General features: G+C 67.5%; 15 protein-coding genes. 3 read left to right on the top strand and 12 right to left on the bottom strand.

The features are described 5' to 3' along the window. Positions 1-53: 53 nt before the first annotated feature. The 3 genes from J4H85_RS07740 to J4H85_RS07730 all read right to left on the bottom strand — a co-directional run bounded on the left by J4H85_RS07740 (position 54) and on the right by J4H85_RS07730 (position 2,046). Positions 54-398 carry a chorismate mutase gene (locus J4H85_RS07740; RefSeq protein ID WP_208238466.1) on the bottom strand — a complete coding sequence of 115 codons (345 nt, stop codon included), beginning with the start codon at positions 396-398 and terminating at the stop codon, positions 54-56. Positions 399-489: 91 nt separating this feature from the next. Next, positions 490-849 (bottom strand): VOC family protein, encoded by a 360-nt coding sequence (locus J4H85_RS07735; RefSeq protein WP_208238464.1) that lies wholly within the window; start codon positions 847-849, stop codon positions 490-492. A gap of 72 nt (positions 850-921) precedes the next feature. Continuing rightward, positions 922-2,046, bottom strand: a complete 1,125-nt coding sequence (locus J4H85_RS07730) for an AAA family ATPase (protein WP_208238463.1) — start codon at positions 2,044-2,046, stop codon at positions 922-924. A 39-nt stretch (positions 2,047-2,085) separates the two neighbouring features. Here J4H85_RS07730 and J4H85_RS07725 point away from each other — a divergent pair, with 39 nt between their 5' ends. Both J4H85_RS07725 and J4H85_RS07720 read left to right on the top strand, forming a co-directional pair. After that, positions 2,086-2,553, top strand: coding sequence for an SRPBCC family protein (locus tag J4H85_RS07725; RefSeq protein WP_208238462.1), 468 nt, complete (start codon positions 2,086-2,088; stop codon positions 2,551-2,553). Positions 2,554-2,649: 96 nt separating this feature from the next. After that, positions 2,650-3,711, top strand: a complete 1,062-nt coding sequence (locus J4H85_RS07720; protein WP_208238461.1) for a 2,3-butanediol dehydrogenase — start codon at positions 2,650-2,652, stop codon at positions 3,709-3,711. Positions 3,712-3,800: 89 nt separating this feature from the next. Here the strand turns inward: J4H85_RS07720 and J4H85_RS07715 are convergent, their stop codons facing one another. The 7 genes from J4H85_RS07715 to J4H85_RS07685 form a co-directional block, all read right to left on the bottom strand. Next, on the bottom strand, positions 3,801-4,598 hold the full coding sequence (locus J4H85_RS07715) for a MerR family transcriptional regulator (RefSeq protein WP_208238460.1): 798 nt from the start codon (positions 4,596-4,598) through the stop codon (positions 3,801-3,803). A gap of 60 nt (positions 4,599-4,658) precedes the next feature. After that, positions 4,659-5,570 carry a bifunctional DNA-formamidopyrimidine glycosylase/DNA-(apurinic or apyrimidinic site) lyase gene (mutM, locus tag J4H85_RS07710; RefSeq protein ID WP_208238459.1) on the bottom strand — a complete coding sequence of 304 codons (912 nt, stop codon included), beginning with the start codon at positions 5,568-5,570 and terminating at the stop codon, positions 4,659-4,661. Positions 5,571-5,576: 6 nt separating this feature from the next. Then, positions 5,577-6,224 (bottom strand): ribonuclease III, encoded by a 648-nt coding sequence (gene rnc, locus J4H85_RS07705; RefSeq protein ID WP_307863685.1) that lies wholly within the window; start codon positions 6,222-6,224, stop codon positions 5,577-5,579. 105 nt (positions 6,225-6,329) lie between these two features. Next, positions 6,330-6,533: a 50S ribosomal protein L32 gene (gene rpmF, locus J4H85_RS07700; RefSeq protein ID WP_208238454.1), complete on the bottom strand. Its 204-nt coding sequence runs from the start codon at positions 6,531-6,533 to the stop codon at positions 6,330-6,332. Positions 6,534-6,546: 13 nt separating this feature from the next. Then, complete coding sequence (locus tag J4H85_RS07695; protein WP_307863514.1) at positions 6,547-7,098, bottom strand: YceD family protein; 552 nt, start codon at positions 7,096-7,098, stop codon at positions 6,547-6,549. Positions 7,099-7,135: 37 nt separating this feature from the next. Continuing rightward, positions 7,136-7,630 carry a pantetheine-phosphate adenylyltransferase gene (gene coaD / locus J4H85_RS07690; RefSeq protein WP_208238450.1) on the bottom strand — a complete coding sequence of 165 codons (495 nt, stop codon included), beginning with the start codon at positions 7,628-7,630 and terminating at the stop codon, positions 7,136-7,138. Between the two features lie 82 nt (positions 7,631-7,712). Beyond that, the gene (locus J4H85_RS07685) at positions 7,713-9,986 is read right to left on the bottom strand and encodes an ATP-dependent DNA helicase RecG (protein ID WP_208238448.1); all 2,274 of its coding nucleotides are present in this window, start codon (positions 9,984-9,986) and stop codon (positions 7,713-7,715) included. A 91-nt stretch (positions 9,987-10,077) separates the two neighbouring features. Here J4H85_RS07685 and rsmD point away from each other — a divergent pair, with 91 nt between their 5' ends. Then, positions 10,078-10,680 (top strand): 16S rRNA (guanine(966)-N(2))-methyltransferase RsmD, encoded by a 603-nt coding sequence (gene rsmD, locus J4H85_RS07680; protein ID WP_208238446.1) that lies wholly within the window; start codon positions 10,078-10,080, stop codon positions 10,678-10,680. A gap of 24 nt (positions 10,681-10,704) precedes the next feature. Here the strand turns inward: rsmD and J4H85_RS07675 are convergent, their stop codons facing one another. Together J4H85_RS07675 and gabT are read right to left on the bottom strand one after the other, a co-directional pair. Further along, the gene (locus J4H85_RS07675) at positions 10,705-12,171 is read right to left on the bottom strand and encodes an NAD-dependent succinate-semialdehyde dehydrogenase (RefSeq protein ID WP_208238444.1); all 1,467 of its coding nucleotides are present in this window, start codon (positions 12,169-12,171) and stop codon (positions 10,705-10,707) included. 24 nt (positions 12,172-12,195) lie between these two features. After that, positions 12,196-13,539, bottom strand: a complete 1,344-nt coding sequence (gabT, locus tag J4H85_RS07670) for a 4-aminobutyrate--2-oxoglutarate transaminase (protein ID WP_208238441.1) — start codon at positions 13,537-13,539, stop codon at positions 12,196-12,198. Positions 13,540-13,566 lie beyond the last annotated feature (27 nt).

Raw genomic sequence — 13,566 nt, 5'->3', positions numbered from 1 at the left:
GAGCTCGGTCGCACCTGCGGCCCGGGCGACTCCACGGCTACGCTACCCGATGCTCAACCGTTTCCCGTCGTGCTACCAGGGGTTTCGTGCGCACGGGCCCGCTGCTGCGCGAACTCGAGTTCGATGAAGCCGGCGATCAGCGCCCGGTACGCGCCTTCCACGACGTCCGGGGAAGCCCGGTGCTCCTCGGCCAGCGCGCGCACTTTCGCGATGACGCGTTCGACCCGGTCGGGTGCGGGCACCGCGGCGGCGTCGGGCTTCAGCATCCCGGCGGTCTCTACCCAAGTCTGCCGCTCCGCGATCGCAGCGACGATGCTCCGGTCGAGTTCGTCGATCTGAGATCTCACTTCGTCGAGGGTGATCTGCGATGTTGAGGCTGCGTTCTGCTGACGGCTCATGCGCTTACGATACCGGGCGCACGGAGCATACGATCACTCCCCTGCGATTGCGGCGAGCGCGTACTGGGGTGCGCATTCCCTTCGACCAGCCTCAGGCTTCCGAGAAGACGCCCAGACGGTTTCCACTCGGGTCCGTGAATTCGAACCGGCGCCCTCCTGGGTAGTCGTAGGGGCCGGCGACGATGGTGCCGCCGGCCGAGGTCACCGCCTCCACCGATGCCTCCAGGTCCGTCGAGAACAGCAGCACCAACGGTCCGGTATCGCTCGGCGGTGCGAAAGCGCTCAATCCGCCGATCTCACCATCGCCAGACGGCGCCTGGATGCCGGAGTACTCGGGACCGTAATCGTTGAACGCCCACCCGAACGCCGAAGCGTAGAACGCGCGCGTCGCGACGAGGTCGGTGACGCCGAGCTCGATGTAGCTGATGGCGTGATGTGCGGGCTGGACCATGGAGACCTCCAATACGTGTGTCTGCATCATAGACCGGCACCGCGTTGCGGGGTGCGGGGTGCCGGGTGCGGACTACCGTTTCGGCCAGACCCAGTCGGGCCCTTCGAACCGGAGCTGCCCTGAGACCGACGTTTTCCCGCCGCTCTTCTCGAGCGCGACCAGGTGTGCGGTTGCGGCGAGCGCCTCGACCAACGGCTGGGCGTGCGTGACGACGATGATCTGCGTGTGCGCGGATGCGTGAACGATGAGGTCGGCGAGTCCGGGGAGCAGGCTGGGGTGCAGGCTGCCCTCGGGCTCGTTGAGCACCAGCAGCTTCGGCGGTCTCGGAGTGAGGAGTGCCGTGGCGAGGAGGAGGAAGCGCAGCGTACCGTCCGAGAGCTCGGCCGCGCTCACCCCGCGCTCGAGCCCCTGGTCGAGTGCGACACGCGCGGTGCCGGCGGCGTCGCCGTCGATGACGACCTGTGCGCCGTCGAACGCGGCACCGATGACGCGCTGCAAGAGTTGCTCGTCCCCGACACCGAGAACAGTGGCGAGCGCACCGGTGAAGTTCGATCCGTCCGCATCGAGCACCGGCGTGAAACCGACGGGGCCCGGTCGGCGGGCGGGCGCCTCGGCATCGGTGCGCAAATGGTCGTAGAAGCGCCACTGGCGTGCGGCTTCGCGCAGCTCGAACAGCTCGGGAGTCTCGGTGGGTGACGCGAGGGTCGCCAGCATCGATTCGCTGTCGCGGACGCGCCAGTCGCTCAGCCGCATCGCTCCGCTTTCATCCCGGTGCCGCACAGCGAGGGAACGTCGTTCGGCGAGCGTGGTCGCGGGTCGCAGCACGGTCCCGTGCCAGACGGTCTCCGACTTCACCTCGGGATCCATCACGGGCGCCCCTCCCGGGACGGTGAACGCGGGAATCTGCGGCAGTCCGAGATCGATGGCGTAGGACAGGTCGTCAGTCGCGATGCCGAGTCGCAGGGAGATCGGGAGTGCCGTCTTCCGCTTCCCGGCGTAGAGGACGCTGTGCAATCCTCCCTCGGCCATGAGCGAGCTCAGCGCGCCGTCACGAACGATTTCGGACAACAGCCGCAGCGACCGGTAGACGTTGGACTTGCCGCTGCCGTTCGATCCGGTGATGACGGTCAGCTGACCGAACTCGATGGTGACGTCTTGGAGTGAGCGGTAGTTCTCGACCGCGAGCGCTCGGATCATAGTCGCAGCCTACCGGGCTCCGCGCCTACACTCGGGGGCATGACCGAGTCGCTCACCCACGCCGATTCCATCCACATCGCAGCCGATCCGGCCGCGGTGTACAACACGGTCTCCGATGTAACCCGCACCGGCGAGTGGTCTCCGATCTGCCGCGAATGCTGGTGGGATGACGACGCCGGACCGCGGTCGGGAGCGTGGTTCACCGGCCGGAACGTCACGGCCGACCGGGAGTGGCAGACACGCAGCCGGGTGGTGACTGCTGAACCCGGACGGGAGTTCTCGTGGAGTGTCGGCCCGGGACGGGTTCTCTGGACGTATCTCATCGCACCGGGCGAGGGCGGCACACGACTCACGGAGACCTGGGAGTTCACAGCCGAGGGACAGGCGTTCTTCGTCGAGAAGTACGGAGATGCTGCGGCGGATCAGATCGCAGAGCGTGAGGCGGCGGCGCGATCCGGGATACCGGAGACGCTCGCAGCGATCAAGCGGGTGATCGAGCGCGGGTGACCGTGCCATACTCGGAGCCAGGTGCTGACCATCGAGCGGCCCCGTCGCGTCGCTGCAGCACCGGACCAGTCCGCTTCCCGATGCGAAGGAGTCACCATGAGAGCCGCACGCTACTACGACCGCAAAGACATCAGGATCGAAGACATTCCCGAGCCCGAGCTGCAGCCGGGCACGGTGGCCATCGATGTCGCATGGTGCGGGATCTGCGGCACCGACCTGCACGAGTACCTCGAGGGTCCGATCTTCATCCCACCGCAGGGACACCCCCACCCGATTTCGGGCGAGGACGCACCCGTCACGATCGGACACGAGTTCTCGGGCACAATCACCGCGCTCGGCGACGGCGTCACCGACCTCGAGGTCGGTCAGAACGTCGTGGTCGAGCCCTACATCATCGGTGACGACGTCGACACGAGCCCGGGTGAGGACTACCAGCTGTCCCCGAACATGAACTTCATCGGTCTCGGTGGGCGGGGCGGAGGCCTCTCCGAGAAGATCGTCGTCCAGCGTCGCTGGGTGCACCCGATCGGCGACATCCCCCTCGATCAGGCGGCGCTCATCGAGCCCCTGTCGGTGGGGCATCACGCCTTCGTTCGCTCGGGCGCGCGGGCCGGACAGGTCGCGATCATCGGTGGCGCTGGCCCCATCGGGCTGCTGACCGCGGCCGTGCTCCGCGCAGAGGGCCTGTCGGTCTACATTTCCGAACTGTCCGAAGCGCGCAAGCAGATGGCGCTCGACACGGGCGTGGCCGACGCCGTACTCGATCCTCGTGAGGGCGATGTCGCGGAGCGCGTCCGCGAACTCACCGACGGGAAGGGTGCCGACGTCGGGTTCGAGTGCTCGTCCGTGCCGGTCGTGCTCGACATGCTGCTGGATGCGGTCCGGCCCGGCGGCGTCATCGTCAATGTCTCCATCTGGGGCCACAAGCCCGAGGTCGACATGCCCAAGCTGGTACTCAAGGAGATCGATCTGCGCGGCACGATCGGGTACGCCGGCGATCACCCGGCGACGATCGATCTGGTCGCGAGCGGCAAGCTCGACCTCGCTCCGTTCATCACGGGCCGGATCACGCTCGACGGCCTCGTCTCCGAGGGCTTCGACCAGCTCATCAACAACAACGAGCACCACGTGAAGATCATCGTCGACCCCAACGCGTAGGCGAACACGCGTCCCGCGCGATCCCGTACTAGCGCGCAGTGCGCCCCCGTCGACAGCGTTCGACGAGGGCGCACTGCGTCTGATCGGACTTACTCCCAAGCGGCCGCGTCCGGGTCGACACCGTGCCCTGCCGCGTTGGCATCGATGACGGACTTCAGCCAGGCGGCGAGTCCATCGGCGCGCTGATCGTAGTGGGCGGAGAATCGCGGATCCTCGACATATCCTCGAGCGATGAGCACGTGCTTCGCGTGGGTCACCGGGAAGAAGTCGGAGAGCAGGGTGCGGTGCCGTTCGGCGAGCGCGTTCGCCTCCGGCGAGCCGGCAGCGACGCCCTCGTGCATCGCGGTTGCCAGTGCCTCCTCGCACGCGCGGGTGCGCTCGCGTACCGCTTCCCAGTCCGCTCGGCTCATCGCTGCGGTCGTCTCGGCACTGACCTTCCAGTCATCGGTGCCCTCCCACCGCTGCTCGGCCTCGGCCTGATAGACGGGGAACGCCGCATCTTCCAGGATCTCGGCCACGTCTTCGACGCTCAATCGGTTGTTTGTCATCGCATCCTCCAGGAGCTCATCGAGAGCACGCACCATGCGGTGCAGCTCGGTTTCCTTTCGCATGAGCAGTGCGCGCTGGTGCTGCAGTCGCGACAGGCGATCGTCATCCGTGTCGAGCACATCCCGTACCGCGTCGAGGCTCATCCCGGTCGCCCGGTAGATCATGACCTGCTGCATGCGGACGATGTCGTCCTCAGAGTACAACCGGTAGTTCGACGCGCTCCGCTCGGATGAGACGACGAGTCCCCGCTCCTCCCAGTGGTGGAGCGTGCGGACGGAGATGCCGAGCAACTCGGCCACCTCTCCGACCGACCGCAGACCGTGCGCTTCACTGTTCATCACTCCACCTTCGCGTCTCACGTCGCGTGAGGGTCAAGCGGGGTGTGCGCGGCACGCTGATCACCGCTTCCGCTGACACCTGGGACAGAAGTGCGAGCCGCGCCCGCCGAGCACGATGCGTTTCATCGGAGTACCGCACCGGTGGCACGGATCCCCCGTCCGCCCGTACGCGTGCAACGAGTGGGCGAAATACCCGGCCTGTCCATTCACGTTCACGTACTGCGCGTCGAAGCTCGTGCCGCCCTCCGCGAGCGCCTGCGCGAAGACGTCGCGCAGCGATGACAACAGGAGTGCGCGTTTGCGCGCGCTGAGGGCGAGGCCCAGCGTCAACGGGTGGACGCGCGCACGCCACAGCGCTTCGTCGGCGTAGATGTTGCCCACGCCGCTCAACAACGCCTGATCGAGCAGCGCTGCCTTCACCGGGGTGCGCCGCTCCCCCAGCACGCGGACGAACCGCGCATCGTCGAATCGGGGATCGAGCGGATCCCGTGCGATGTGCAGCGCCTGGGCCGGAATGAGATCCGGGCCGTCGGCGACCAGTCCGTCGACCGCGAGGGATCCGAACAGCCGCTGGTCCGCGAAATCGATGCGCAGCTCTCCATGGGCGGGATGCTCGATCCACAGCCGTGCCCTGACGTGACGATCGTTCGGCGCCTCGTGCGCCCGCAACAACAGCTGGCCGCTCATGCCGAGGTGCACGAGGAGTGCGTCCCCCGCGCCGGCACCGGCGAACGGCACCCACATGAACTTGCCGCGACGGCGGGGCTGGGCGAGCGTGACTCCGGTCAGTCGCCGTTCGAAGTCGGCACGACGCCGCGCTCCCTCGTCTGCGGTGAGCGTGACCCCGTGGCTGGACTCGAGATGGCGCTTGAGCGCCCGAGGATCGCGCACGTCGACGGCGACCACGCGCGCCCCGTCGACCGCCGGCGCAATACCGGCGCGAACGACTTCGACCTCCGGAAGCTCGGGCACCGCGGGTTACCGTGACGTACGGGTGAGCTGTTCGGCGGCGTCGCGCGCAGCGAGCAGCTCAGCCGCCTTCTTGCTCGTCGCGGTTCCTGAACCCGTCGCGCCGGACACCTCGACGACCGCCGTGTAGCGGCGGTCGTGATCCGGCCCCTCGCCGGTGACCTGGTACACCGGGTGCGGCAAGCCACGCTTCGCGGCCTCGGTCTGCAGCACCGTCTTCGGATCGAGCGCGATGGTGAATCGCGTCGGATCCTCGAGCAACGGCGCGATCAGATCGAGCACGAAGCGCTCGGCCGTCGCGGGGGTCGTCGAGAGAAACACGGCGCCGATGATCGCTTCGACGGTGTCGGCGAGGATCGAGTCCTTGTCGCGTCCGCCGGTCCGCTTCTCGCCCTTTCCGAGACGCAGCCAGCGACCGAGACCGATGCCGCGGGCGACCTCGGCGAGCGCGACGGTCGAGACCAGCGCGGCGCGACGACGGGCGAGCTCGCCCTCGGGAAGCTCCGGATACTCGCGGTACAGCCACACGGTGACCGCCTGCCCGAGAATCGAGTCGCCGAGAAACTCGAGGCGCTCGTTATGCGGCGCGCTGTCATGCTCGGCAGACCACGATCGGTGGGTCAGCGCGAGCTCGAGCAGCTGAGGATCGATCGCCACGTCGAACGCATCAAGAAAGCCGCCGGTGTCGCCCTGAAGCGACTCCGACGGCTCTCCGTGCTCGGTACGCGGGATCGACGTGTCGTTCCCGTTCACCACCGCGCCTTACGCGTCGGCGACCTTGCGGCCCTTGTACTCGAGGAACAGGGGCGTGCCCGCCTGATCCTCGACCACGCGTGCGCGGTGGGGAAGACTGTAGACGGTCTTGCCGTTCTCGACGGTCTTCACGAGCTTGGGGGCCTGAGCCTTCCACGCCGAACGACGGGTACGAGTGTTCGAGCGCGACATCTTCCGCTTGGGAACAGCCATGGTGTTCTCTTTCCTAGTTGCTTGCAGACTCGGGATCGCCCGAGCCAGGTCCATTTTCAGCCCTGAACTGAGCCAGCGCCGCCCATCGCGGATCCACATCCGCTTCGGGCACCACCGCAGCCTCGGCATCACGCAGCTCACCGGACTCGGGGTCGAGCCCCGGACAGTCCGGGCGACACACAGGCTGGAACGGCAGTGCGAGCACTACCGCGTCTCTGAGCGGGGGTTCAAGATCCACGTGATCACCGTGAACCCCGTACTCATCGGCCTCCGTAGGAGTATACGCGAAAAGCTCCTGGAATTCGACATTGAACGGCGCGTCGAACTGGGTGAGACATCGACCGCACTCGGCGTGCATCGTCGTCGCCACGTCGGCGGACACGAGGATCCCCTCGTGCACCGATTCGAGCCGCACCGCGAGGTCCATCGAACTGCCGACTGGAACAGAGGCGAGCGCCTCCCCCAGTTGCTCGGGCACGGTGAGCTCACGGTCGCGCTCGCGCATCTCGCCTGGGCGATTGATGAGGTCGCGTACGTTCTCTCGGTAGACACTGGGTGAAGTCACCGGAACATCCTAACGGGGATCGAGGCGGTCGGCATCCTCAGGCGGGACGCGCCGCAGCGAGGAACCTCGCGACGGCCGGCGGCACGTAGTCGCTCACGTCGCCGCCCATCGATGAGACCTGACGCACGAGCGTGCTCGAGACGTGCGCGTGCGCGGGGTCCGGCAGCATGAACACGGTCTCCACGTTCGCGAGGCTGCGGTTCATCAGCACCATCGGCGTCTCGTAGGCGACGTCGATCTGCGACCGGATGCCCTTCACGAGCACGTTGGCACCGACCTCGGTGCAGTAATCGACCAGTAGACCGACCGACCATGAGGCGACCGTGATGTTCCCGCCGATCGACGAGTCTTCGGCGATGGACTTCTCGATGAGCGTGATGCGTTCGGAGATCGGCAGCATCGCGTTCTTGCCGGGATTGTGCACCACGAGCACGTGCACCTCGTCGAAGACGGTGGCTGCCCGCCGAATGACATCGAGATGGCCGAGAGTGACCGGATCGAAGGAACCGGGAACGACTGCGATCCTGCTCATGTTTCCAGCCTAGAAGATGATTGCTTTGCAGCCCCTGCAAACGCGCCGCGACGAGCAACTGCCAGCCACGACCATCTGATGGTCACGACTTGGCGAGGTTCTCGAGGTGTCCGGCACGCGTCTCACGCTCGAGCGTGCGACGGAGTCCGGGAGCGCGTGCGAGTTCGGGATCCTGATCGAGAAGCTCGCCGGCCACGCCCCGGGCATGTTCGATCAGGTCGCCGTGCTCGGCGACGCGCAGTAGGCGCAACGTGGATTTACCGCCGGACTGCTCGGTGCCGAGGATATTGCCCTCGCGTCGCTGCTCGAGATCGACCTCGGCCAGCACGAACCCGTCGGTCGTTTCGGCGACGGCGTCGACACGGGCGCGAGCCGGGGTGCCCTCCGCCGCTCGAGTGACGAGCAGGCAGAGCCCCGCGTGCTCGCCTCGACCGACGCGACCGCGGAGCTGGTGCAGCTGCGAGATGCCGAACCGGTCGGCATCGAGCACGATCATGGTGGACGCGTTCGGCACGTTGACGCCGACCTCGATGACCGTCGTCGCCACGAGCACCTGCACTTCACCCGAGACGAACGCGCTCATCACGGCGTCTTTCGCGTCCCCCTTCATCGCTCCGGTGAGCGCGGCGACCCGTATGCCGGCGAATTCGGGCTGCGATTGCAGCCAGGCGACGGTCTCTTCGACGTTCACCATCGGCGGCTTCGGTACGGCCTCGGAGCCCGAACCATCCTCGGGGTCGGCGTCGCTCAGGCCGGCTTCAGCCTGGTTCGGGGCGATGGCCGGACACACGATGTAGACCTGCCTCCCGGAGGCCACCTCTTCGAGGGTGCGCGTCCACACCCGCGCGAACCGCGCCGGCATCTCGAGCTGCGGCACGGTGAAGCTCTCGATCCCGAGCCGCCCCGGAGGGAGCTCTCGGATCGTGGTCACCTCAAGGTCGCCGAACGCCGTCAACGCGACGGTACGCGGAATCGGTGTCGCGGTCATCGCGAGCACGTGCGGTTGCGCCCCTTTGCGCCGGAGGGTTTCGCGCTGTTCGACGCCGAACCGGTGTTGCTCATCGATGATGACGAGTCCGAGGTCGTAGAAGGTCACCCCCTCGCTCAGCAGTGCGTGCGTGCCGATGGCGATGCGGGAGTTGCCGGAAGCGAGCGAGAGCAGCGCCCGTTGCCGTTCGGAGGCGGGCCTACTGCCGGTGACGAGGACGGGATTCAACTCGGATGCGAGCTGCGGACCGAGCGCGTCGACGATGGAGCGGTAGTGCTGGGACGCCAGCACTTCAGTGGGCGCAAGGAGCGCGCTCTGCCCTCCGCCCTCCGCCACCTGCAGCATGGCGCGCAGCGCGACGATCGTCTTTCCGGAACCGACCTCGCCTTGGAGCAGACGGTGCATGGGGTGCGGTTCGGAGAGCTCGAGCGCGATCCGCTCGCCCGCTGCGCGCTGGTCGCCCGTCAGCGCGAAGGGCAGTGCCGCGTCGAATCGGTCGCGAAGTCCCCCGTCTCGCGGGGGACGAGGTTCGCTCGACTCCAACCCAGCGCGTCGTCGCCGGTCGAGGAGCGCCAGTTGCAGCTCGAAGGCCTCGCGGAAGCGCATGCTGTCGCGCGCTTGCTTCCAGTCGACGTTGCGCTCGGGTCGATGGATCTGCTCGAGCGCGGCACGGAGCTCGAAGACGTTCTCGGACCGGCGGATCTCGGGCGGAAGCGGATCCTCGACCTCGGGCAGCACCTCAAGCGCGACACCCACAGCCTTCTCGATCGACCAGCTCGGCAGCGTCGCCGTCGCCGGGTAGATCGGAATCGGCCGGTCGGCCCACGCCTTCGCCGCAGACTCCTGCAGCTCGCGCGACTTCTCCGCCGACATGTCAGCACCTGCTGCTGTTTCGTCGTCGGCTCCCCCGAGACCGATGCCACCGGGACGATCGTCGAACAGCTGATAGTCCGGGTGCTGCAGCTGCAGGTTGCCGCGATACTCGCTGACCTTGCCCGAGAAGATCCCCTGCTTGCCTGCGAACAACTGCGATGCGCGCCACGCCTGGTTAAAGAACGTCAGGCTGAGACTTCCCTGCCCGTCGGTGATGCGCACCTCGAGAATCTTGCCGTGGCGCTTCTGCATCGACCGTTCACGCACATCGATGACCTGCGCCATCACCGTCACGTGCTCCCCGACCGGCAAACCGGTGAGCGGGGTCAACTCGCCCCGGTTCGAATACCGGCGCGGGAAGTGCCAGAGCAGGTCGCGCACCGAGTGCATGTCGAACGCCTTCTCGAGCGCCTTCGCCGTCTTGCCCCCGACCACCCCGGCGAGGTCGCGATCGAGCGGGTCGCTCGGTGCGGCCGAAAGCTGCGGGCTGGTCATGGTTCCAGGGTAGTGGGAACCCCTGACTCCGGTGCTGCGCCTCCGGTCGCGACACGCGCACCGCACCGGATCGCACCGCTACGCTCGGAGAATGACGAGAATCATCGCCGGTCGCGCCGGTTCGCTCCGCATCGAGGTGCCGAAGTCGGGAACCCGCCCCACGAGCGACCGCGTGCGCGAGGCGATCTTCTCGACGCTGACCTCCTGGGACCTCGTCGAGGGCGTGCACGTGCTCGACCTGTACGCGGGGTCCGGAGCCTTGGGTCTCGAGGCTGCGAGTCGCGGCGCGTCATCGGTGACCCTGATCGAGCGGCACGCGCCCGCCGCCCAGGTCGCCGCGCGCAACGCGCGGACGGTCCGGGGCGCCTTCCGCAACGACGACGCCCCGAGCATCTCGGTCGAGCGGCAATCGGTGCAGGCATTTCTGGATGCTGCCGGGACCACGGCTCGGTGGGACGTGATCATGCTGGATCCGCCCTACGACCTCGATGAGCCGTCACTCGGCGCGAACCTCTCCGCGCTCGTCCCTCTCCTCGACGATGATGGTGTCGTCCTCGTCGAGCGCAGCAGCCGCTCCCCCGAACCGGTATGGCCGGCCGGTCTCGTGCAGGTGCGCGAGAAGCGCTACGGCGAGACGGTGCTCTGGTGGGCGGAACCCGCGAACGACGAACGGGCGCCGCACCCCGAGGGGTGAGACGCCCGTTCCGCTGATCACCGGTTAGCGCGGCAGCAGCGTGTACTTGGTCGAGAGGAACTCGTGGATTCCCTCGGCACCGCCCTCGCGTCCGATGCCGGACTGCTTGACGCCGCCGAACGGGGCTGCGGCATTGGACGCCACCCCCGCGTTGAGGCCCATCATGCCGGTCTCGAGCTGTTCGATCATGCGGTGTCCGCGGTGGATGTTCTCCGTGAACACGTAGCTGATCAGCCCGTACTCGGTGTTGTTCGCGATCTCGACAGCTTCTTCCTCGGTGGAGAAGCGGATGATCCCGAGCACGGGTCCGAAGATCTCCTCGCGCATGATCGCGGCCTGCGGGCTCAGCTTGTCGATGACGGTCGGCTGGAAGAAGTGTCCCGGTCCGTCGATCGCCTGACCACCGGTAAGCACCTCGGCACCGTTCTCGACCGCGTCGGCCACGAGACGTGCGGAGGTCGCCACGGCGTTGTCGTCGACGAGCGCGCCGATCTCGTTGCCCTCTTCAGCTCCGCGACCGATGGTCATCTTCGCGACGCGCTCGGAGACGCGACGGGCGAACTCATCGGCGACCGACTCGTGCACGATGACGCGGTTGGCGGCGGTGCAGGCCTGGCCGATGTTGCGGTACTTCGCGAGCATGACGCCCTCGACTGCGCGATCGAGATCCGCATCTTCGAACACGATGAACGGCGCGTTGCCGCCGAGCTCCATCGAGGTGCGCAGCACGTTGCCCGCCGCTGCCTCGAGCAGCTTCACACCCACCGGCGTCGAACCGGTGAAGGAGAGCTTCCGCAGACGGGGATCGCTGAGGAGCGCGTTCGACTGCGCGCCCGAGCCCGACGTCGGTACGACGTTCACGACGCCGGCGGGAACCCCGGCCTCCTCGAGCAGCTGCGCGAAGTAGACCGTGGTCAGCGGGGTGAGCTTCGCCGGCTTGATGACGACGGTGCAGCCCGCGGCCAGCGCCGGAGCGATCTTGCGCGTCGCCATCGCGAGCGGGAAGTTCCACGGCGTGATGAAGTAGCAGGGGCCGACGGGCAGGTGCGACACCAGGATGTTGCCCGATCCCTCGGGATTCTGACGGTAGTCGCCGCGCACGCGCACGGCCTCTTCCGAGAACCAGCGCAGGAACTCTCCGCCGTACCCGACCTCGCCGCGCGACTCGGCGATGGGCTTGCCCATCTCGAGGCTCATGAGCAGCGCGAACTCCTCCTTGCGCTCCTGGAGCAGGTCGAATGCGCGGCGCAGGATGTTCGAGCGCTCACGGGTCGAGGTTGCGGCCCAGGCGTCCTGAGCGGCGACGGCCGCGTCGAGCGCACGCACGGCGTCCTCGACGGTGGCATCGGCGATGGACTTGATGGTCTCGCCGGTCGCCGGATCCTGCACGTCGAAGGTCGCGCCCGAGGACGAAGCCTCCCAGGTGCCGCCGATGCCGAGGCCGGACTGAACGCGGTCGAGCAGATCCTGCTCATGTTGCTGCAGTGCCATAGTGGTGTGTCCCTTCGGTTGCGGTTAGTTCGCTGCGATCGCTTCGGCGATGACCTGCAGGCCCTCGCGCAGCAGCTCGTCGGAGATGGCGAGCGGCGGGAGGAAGCGGATCACGTTGCCGTAGGTGCCGCAGGTGAGCACCAGAACACCATTCTCCCCCGCCGTCTTCGCGACCGCACCCACGAGTGCGGCGTTCGGCCGCTTCGAGCCCGCCTCGACGAACTCGATGGCGCTCATCGCGCCGCGTCCGCGGATATCGCCGATGCGGTCGTCATTCTGCTGCAGGTCGGCGAAGAAGTCGGAGACGATGGCGCCGATCTCGCGTGCGCGCTCCGTCAGGTTCTCCTGCTCGTAGGTCTCGATCGTCGCGAGCGCGGCGGCGCAGGCGATCGGGTTTCCGGTGTAGGTGCCGCCCAGGCCTCCGGCGTGCGCCGAGTCCATGATCTCGGCGCGACCGGTGACCGCCGAGAGCGGCAGACCGCCGGCGATGCCCTTGGCGAGAGTGAAGAGATCGGGGGTGACGCCCTCGTGATCCGCGGCGAACATGTCGCCGGTGCGCGCGAAGCCGGTCTGCACCTCATCGAGGATGAAGACGACATCGTTCTCGTTCGCCCAGCGCTGGATCGCGGGCAGGAATCCCTCTGCCGGGGCGATGAAGCCGCCCTCGCCCTGGATGGGCTCGATGATGATGGCCGCGAGGTTCGCCGCGCCCACCTGCTTCTCGATGTGCAGAATCGCCTGCTCCGCCGCCTCGGCACCCGACAGGCCGTCGCGGAACGGGTACGAAGCCGGCGCACGGTAGATCTCGGGCGCGAACGGACCGAAGCCATCCTTGTACGGCATGTTCTTCGCGGTCATCCCCATGGTGAGGTTCGTGCGGCCGTGGTACGCGTGGTCGAAGACGACGACGGCGTTCTTCTTCGTGTAGTGACGAGCGATCTTGACCGCGTTCTCGACGGCTTCCGCACCGGTGTTGAAGAGCGCCGAACGCTTCTCGAAGTCGCCCGGCGTCATGGCGTTGAGCTTCTCGGCGACCTCGACGTACCCGTCGTACGGCGTGACGGTGAAGCAGGTGTGGGTGAACTGCTCGACCTGAGCCTTCACCGCCTCGACGACGGCCGGCGCCGAGTTGCCGACACCCGTCACAGCGATGCCCGAGCCGAGGTCGATGAGCGAGTTGCCGTCGGCATCGACGAGCACCCCGCCGCCCGCGGCGACGGTGAAGACGGGCAGTGCGACGCCGACGCCCGAGGCGACGGCGGCGTTCTTGCGCGCGAGGAGTTCCTGGGACTTCGGCCCGGGGATGCTGGTGACGAGCTTCCGCTCCTGCGGGAGCGACGGACCGCCGGTGACGGGGGCTGCAGACATGGGTTCCTCCTATGGATCGCTGGTACG

The organism is Leucobacter tardus, assembly GCF_017583045.1.
Lineage (GTDB): Bacteria > Actinomycetota > Actinomycetes > Actinomycetales > Microbacteriaceae > Leucobacter > Leucobacter tardus.
This window is presented reverse-complemented; position numbering and strand designations above follow the sequence as displayed.

Excerpts from the sequence above, each read along its gene's own strand:
- J4H85_RS07740 (WP_208238466.1), bottom strand. The coding sequence starts at position 398 with ATGAGCCGTCAGCAGAACGCAGCCTCAACATCGCAGATCACCCTCGAC.
- rsmD (WP_208238446.1), top strand. The coding sequence starts at position 10,078 with ATGACGAGAATCATCGCCGGTCGCGCCGGTTCGCTCCGCATCGAGGTG.
- J4H85_RS07675 (WP_208238444.1), bottom strand. The coding sequence starts at position 12,171 with ATGGCACTGCAGCAACATGAGCAGGATCTGCTCGACCGCGTTCAGTCC.
- J4H85_RS07685 (WP_208238448.1), bottom strand. The coding sequence starts at position 9,986 with ATGACCAGCCCGCAGCTTTCGGCCGCACCGAGCGACCCGCTCGATCGC.
- J4H85_RS07715 (WP_208238460.1), bottom strand. The coding sequence starts at position 4,598 with ATGAACAGTGAAGCGCACGGTCTGCGGTCGGTCGGAGAGGTGGCCGAG.
- J4H85_RS07735 (WP_208238464.1), bottom strand. The coding sequence starts at position 849 with ATGGTCCAGCCCGCACATCACGCCATCAGCTACATCGAGCTCGGCGTC.
- gabT (WP_208238441.1), bottom strand. The coding sequence starts at position 13,539 with ATGTCTGCAGCCCCCGTCACCGGCGGTCCGTCGCTCCCGCAGGAGCGG.
- rpmF (WP_208238454.1), bottom strand. The coding sequence starts at position 6,533 with ATGGCTGTTCCCAAGCGGAAGATGTCGCGCTCGAACACTCGTACCCGT.
- J4H85_RS07720 (WP_208238461.1), top strand. The coding sequence starts at position 2,650 with ATGAGAGCCGCACGCTACTACGACCGCAAAGACATCAGGATCGAAGAC.
- coaD (WP_208238450.1), bottom strand. The coding sequence starts at position 7,630 with ATGAGCAGGATCGCAGTCGTTCCCGGTTCCTTCGATCCGGTCACTCTC.
- J4H85_RS07730 (WP_208238463.1), bottom strand. The coding sequence starts at position 2,046 with ATGATCCGAGCGCTCGCGGTCGAGAACTACCGCTCACTCCAAGACGTC.
- J4H85_RS07725 (WP_208238462.1), top strand. The coding sequence starts at position 2,086 with ATGACCGAGTCGCTCACCCACGCCGATTCCATCCACATCGCAGCCGAT.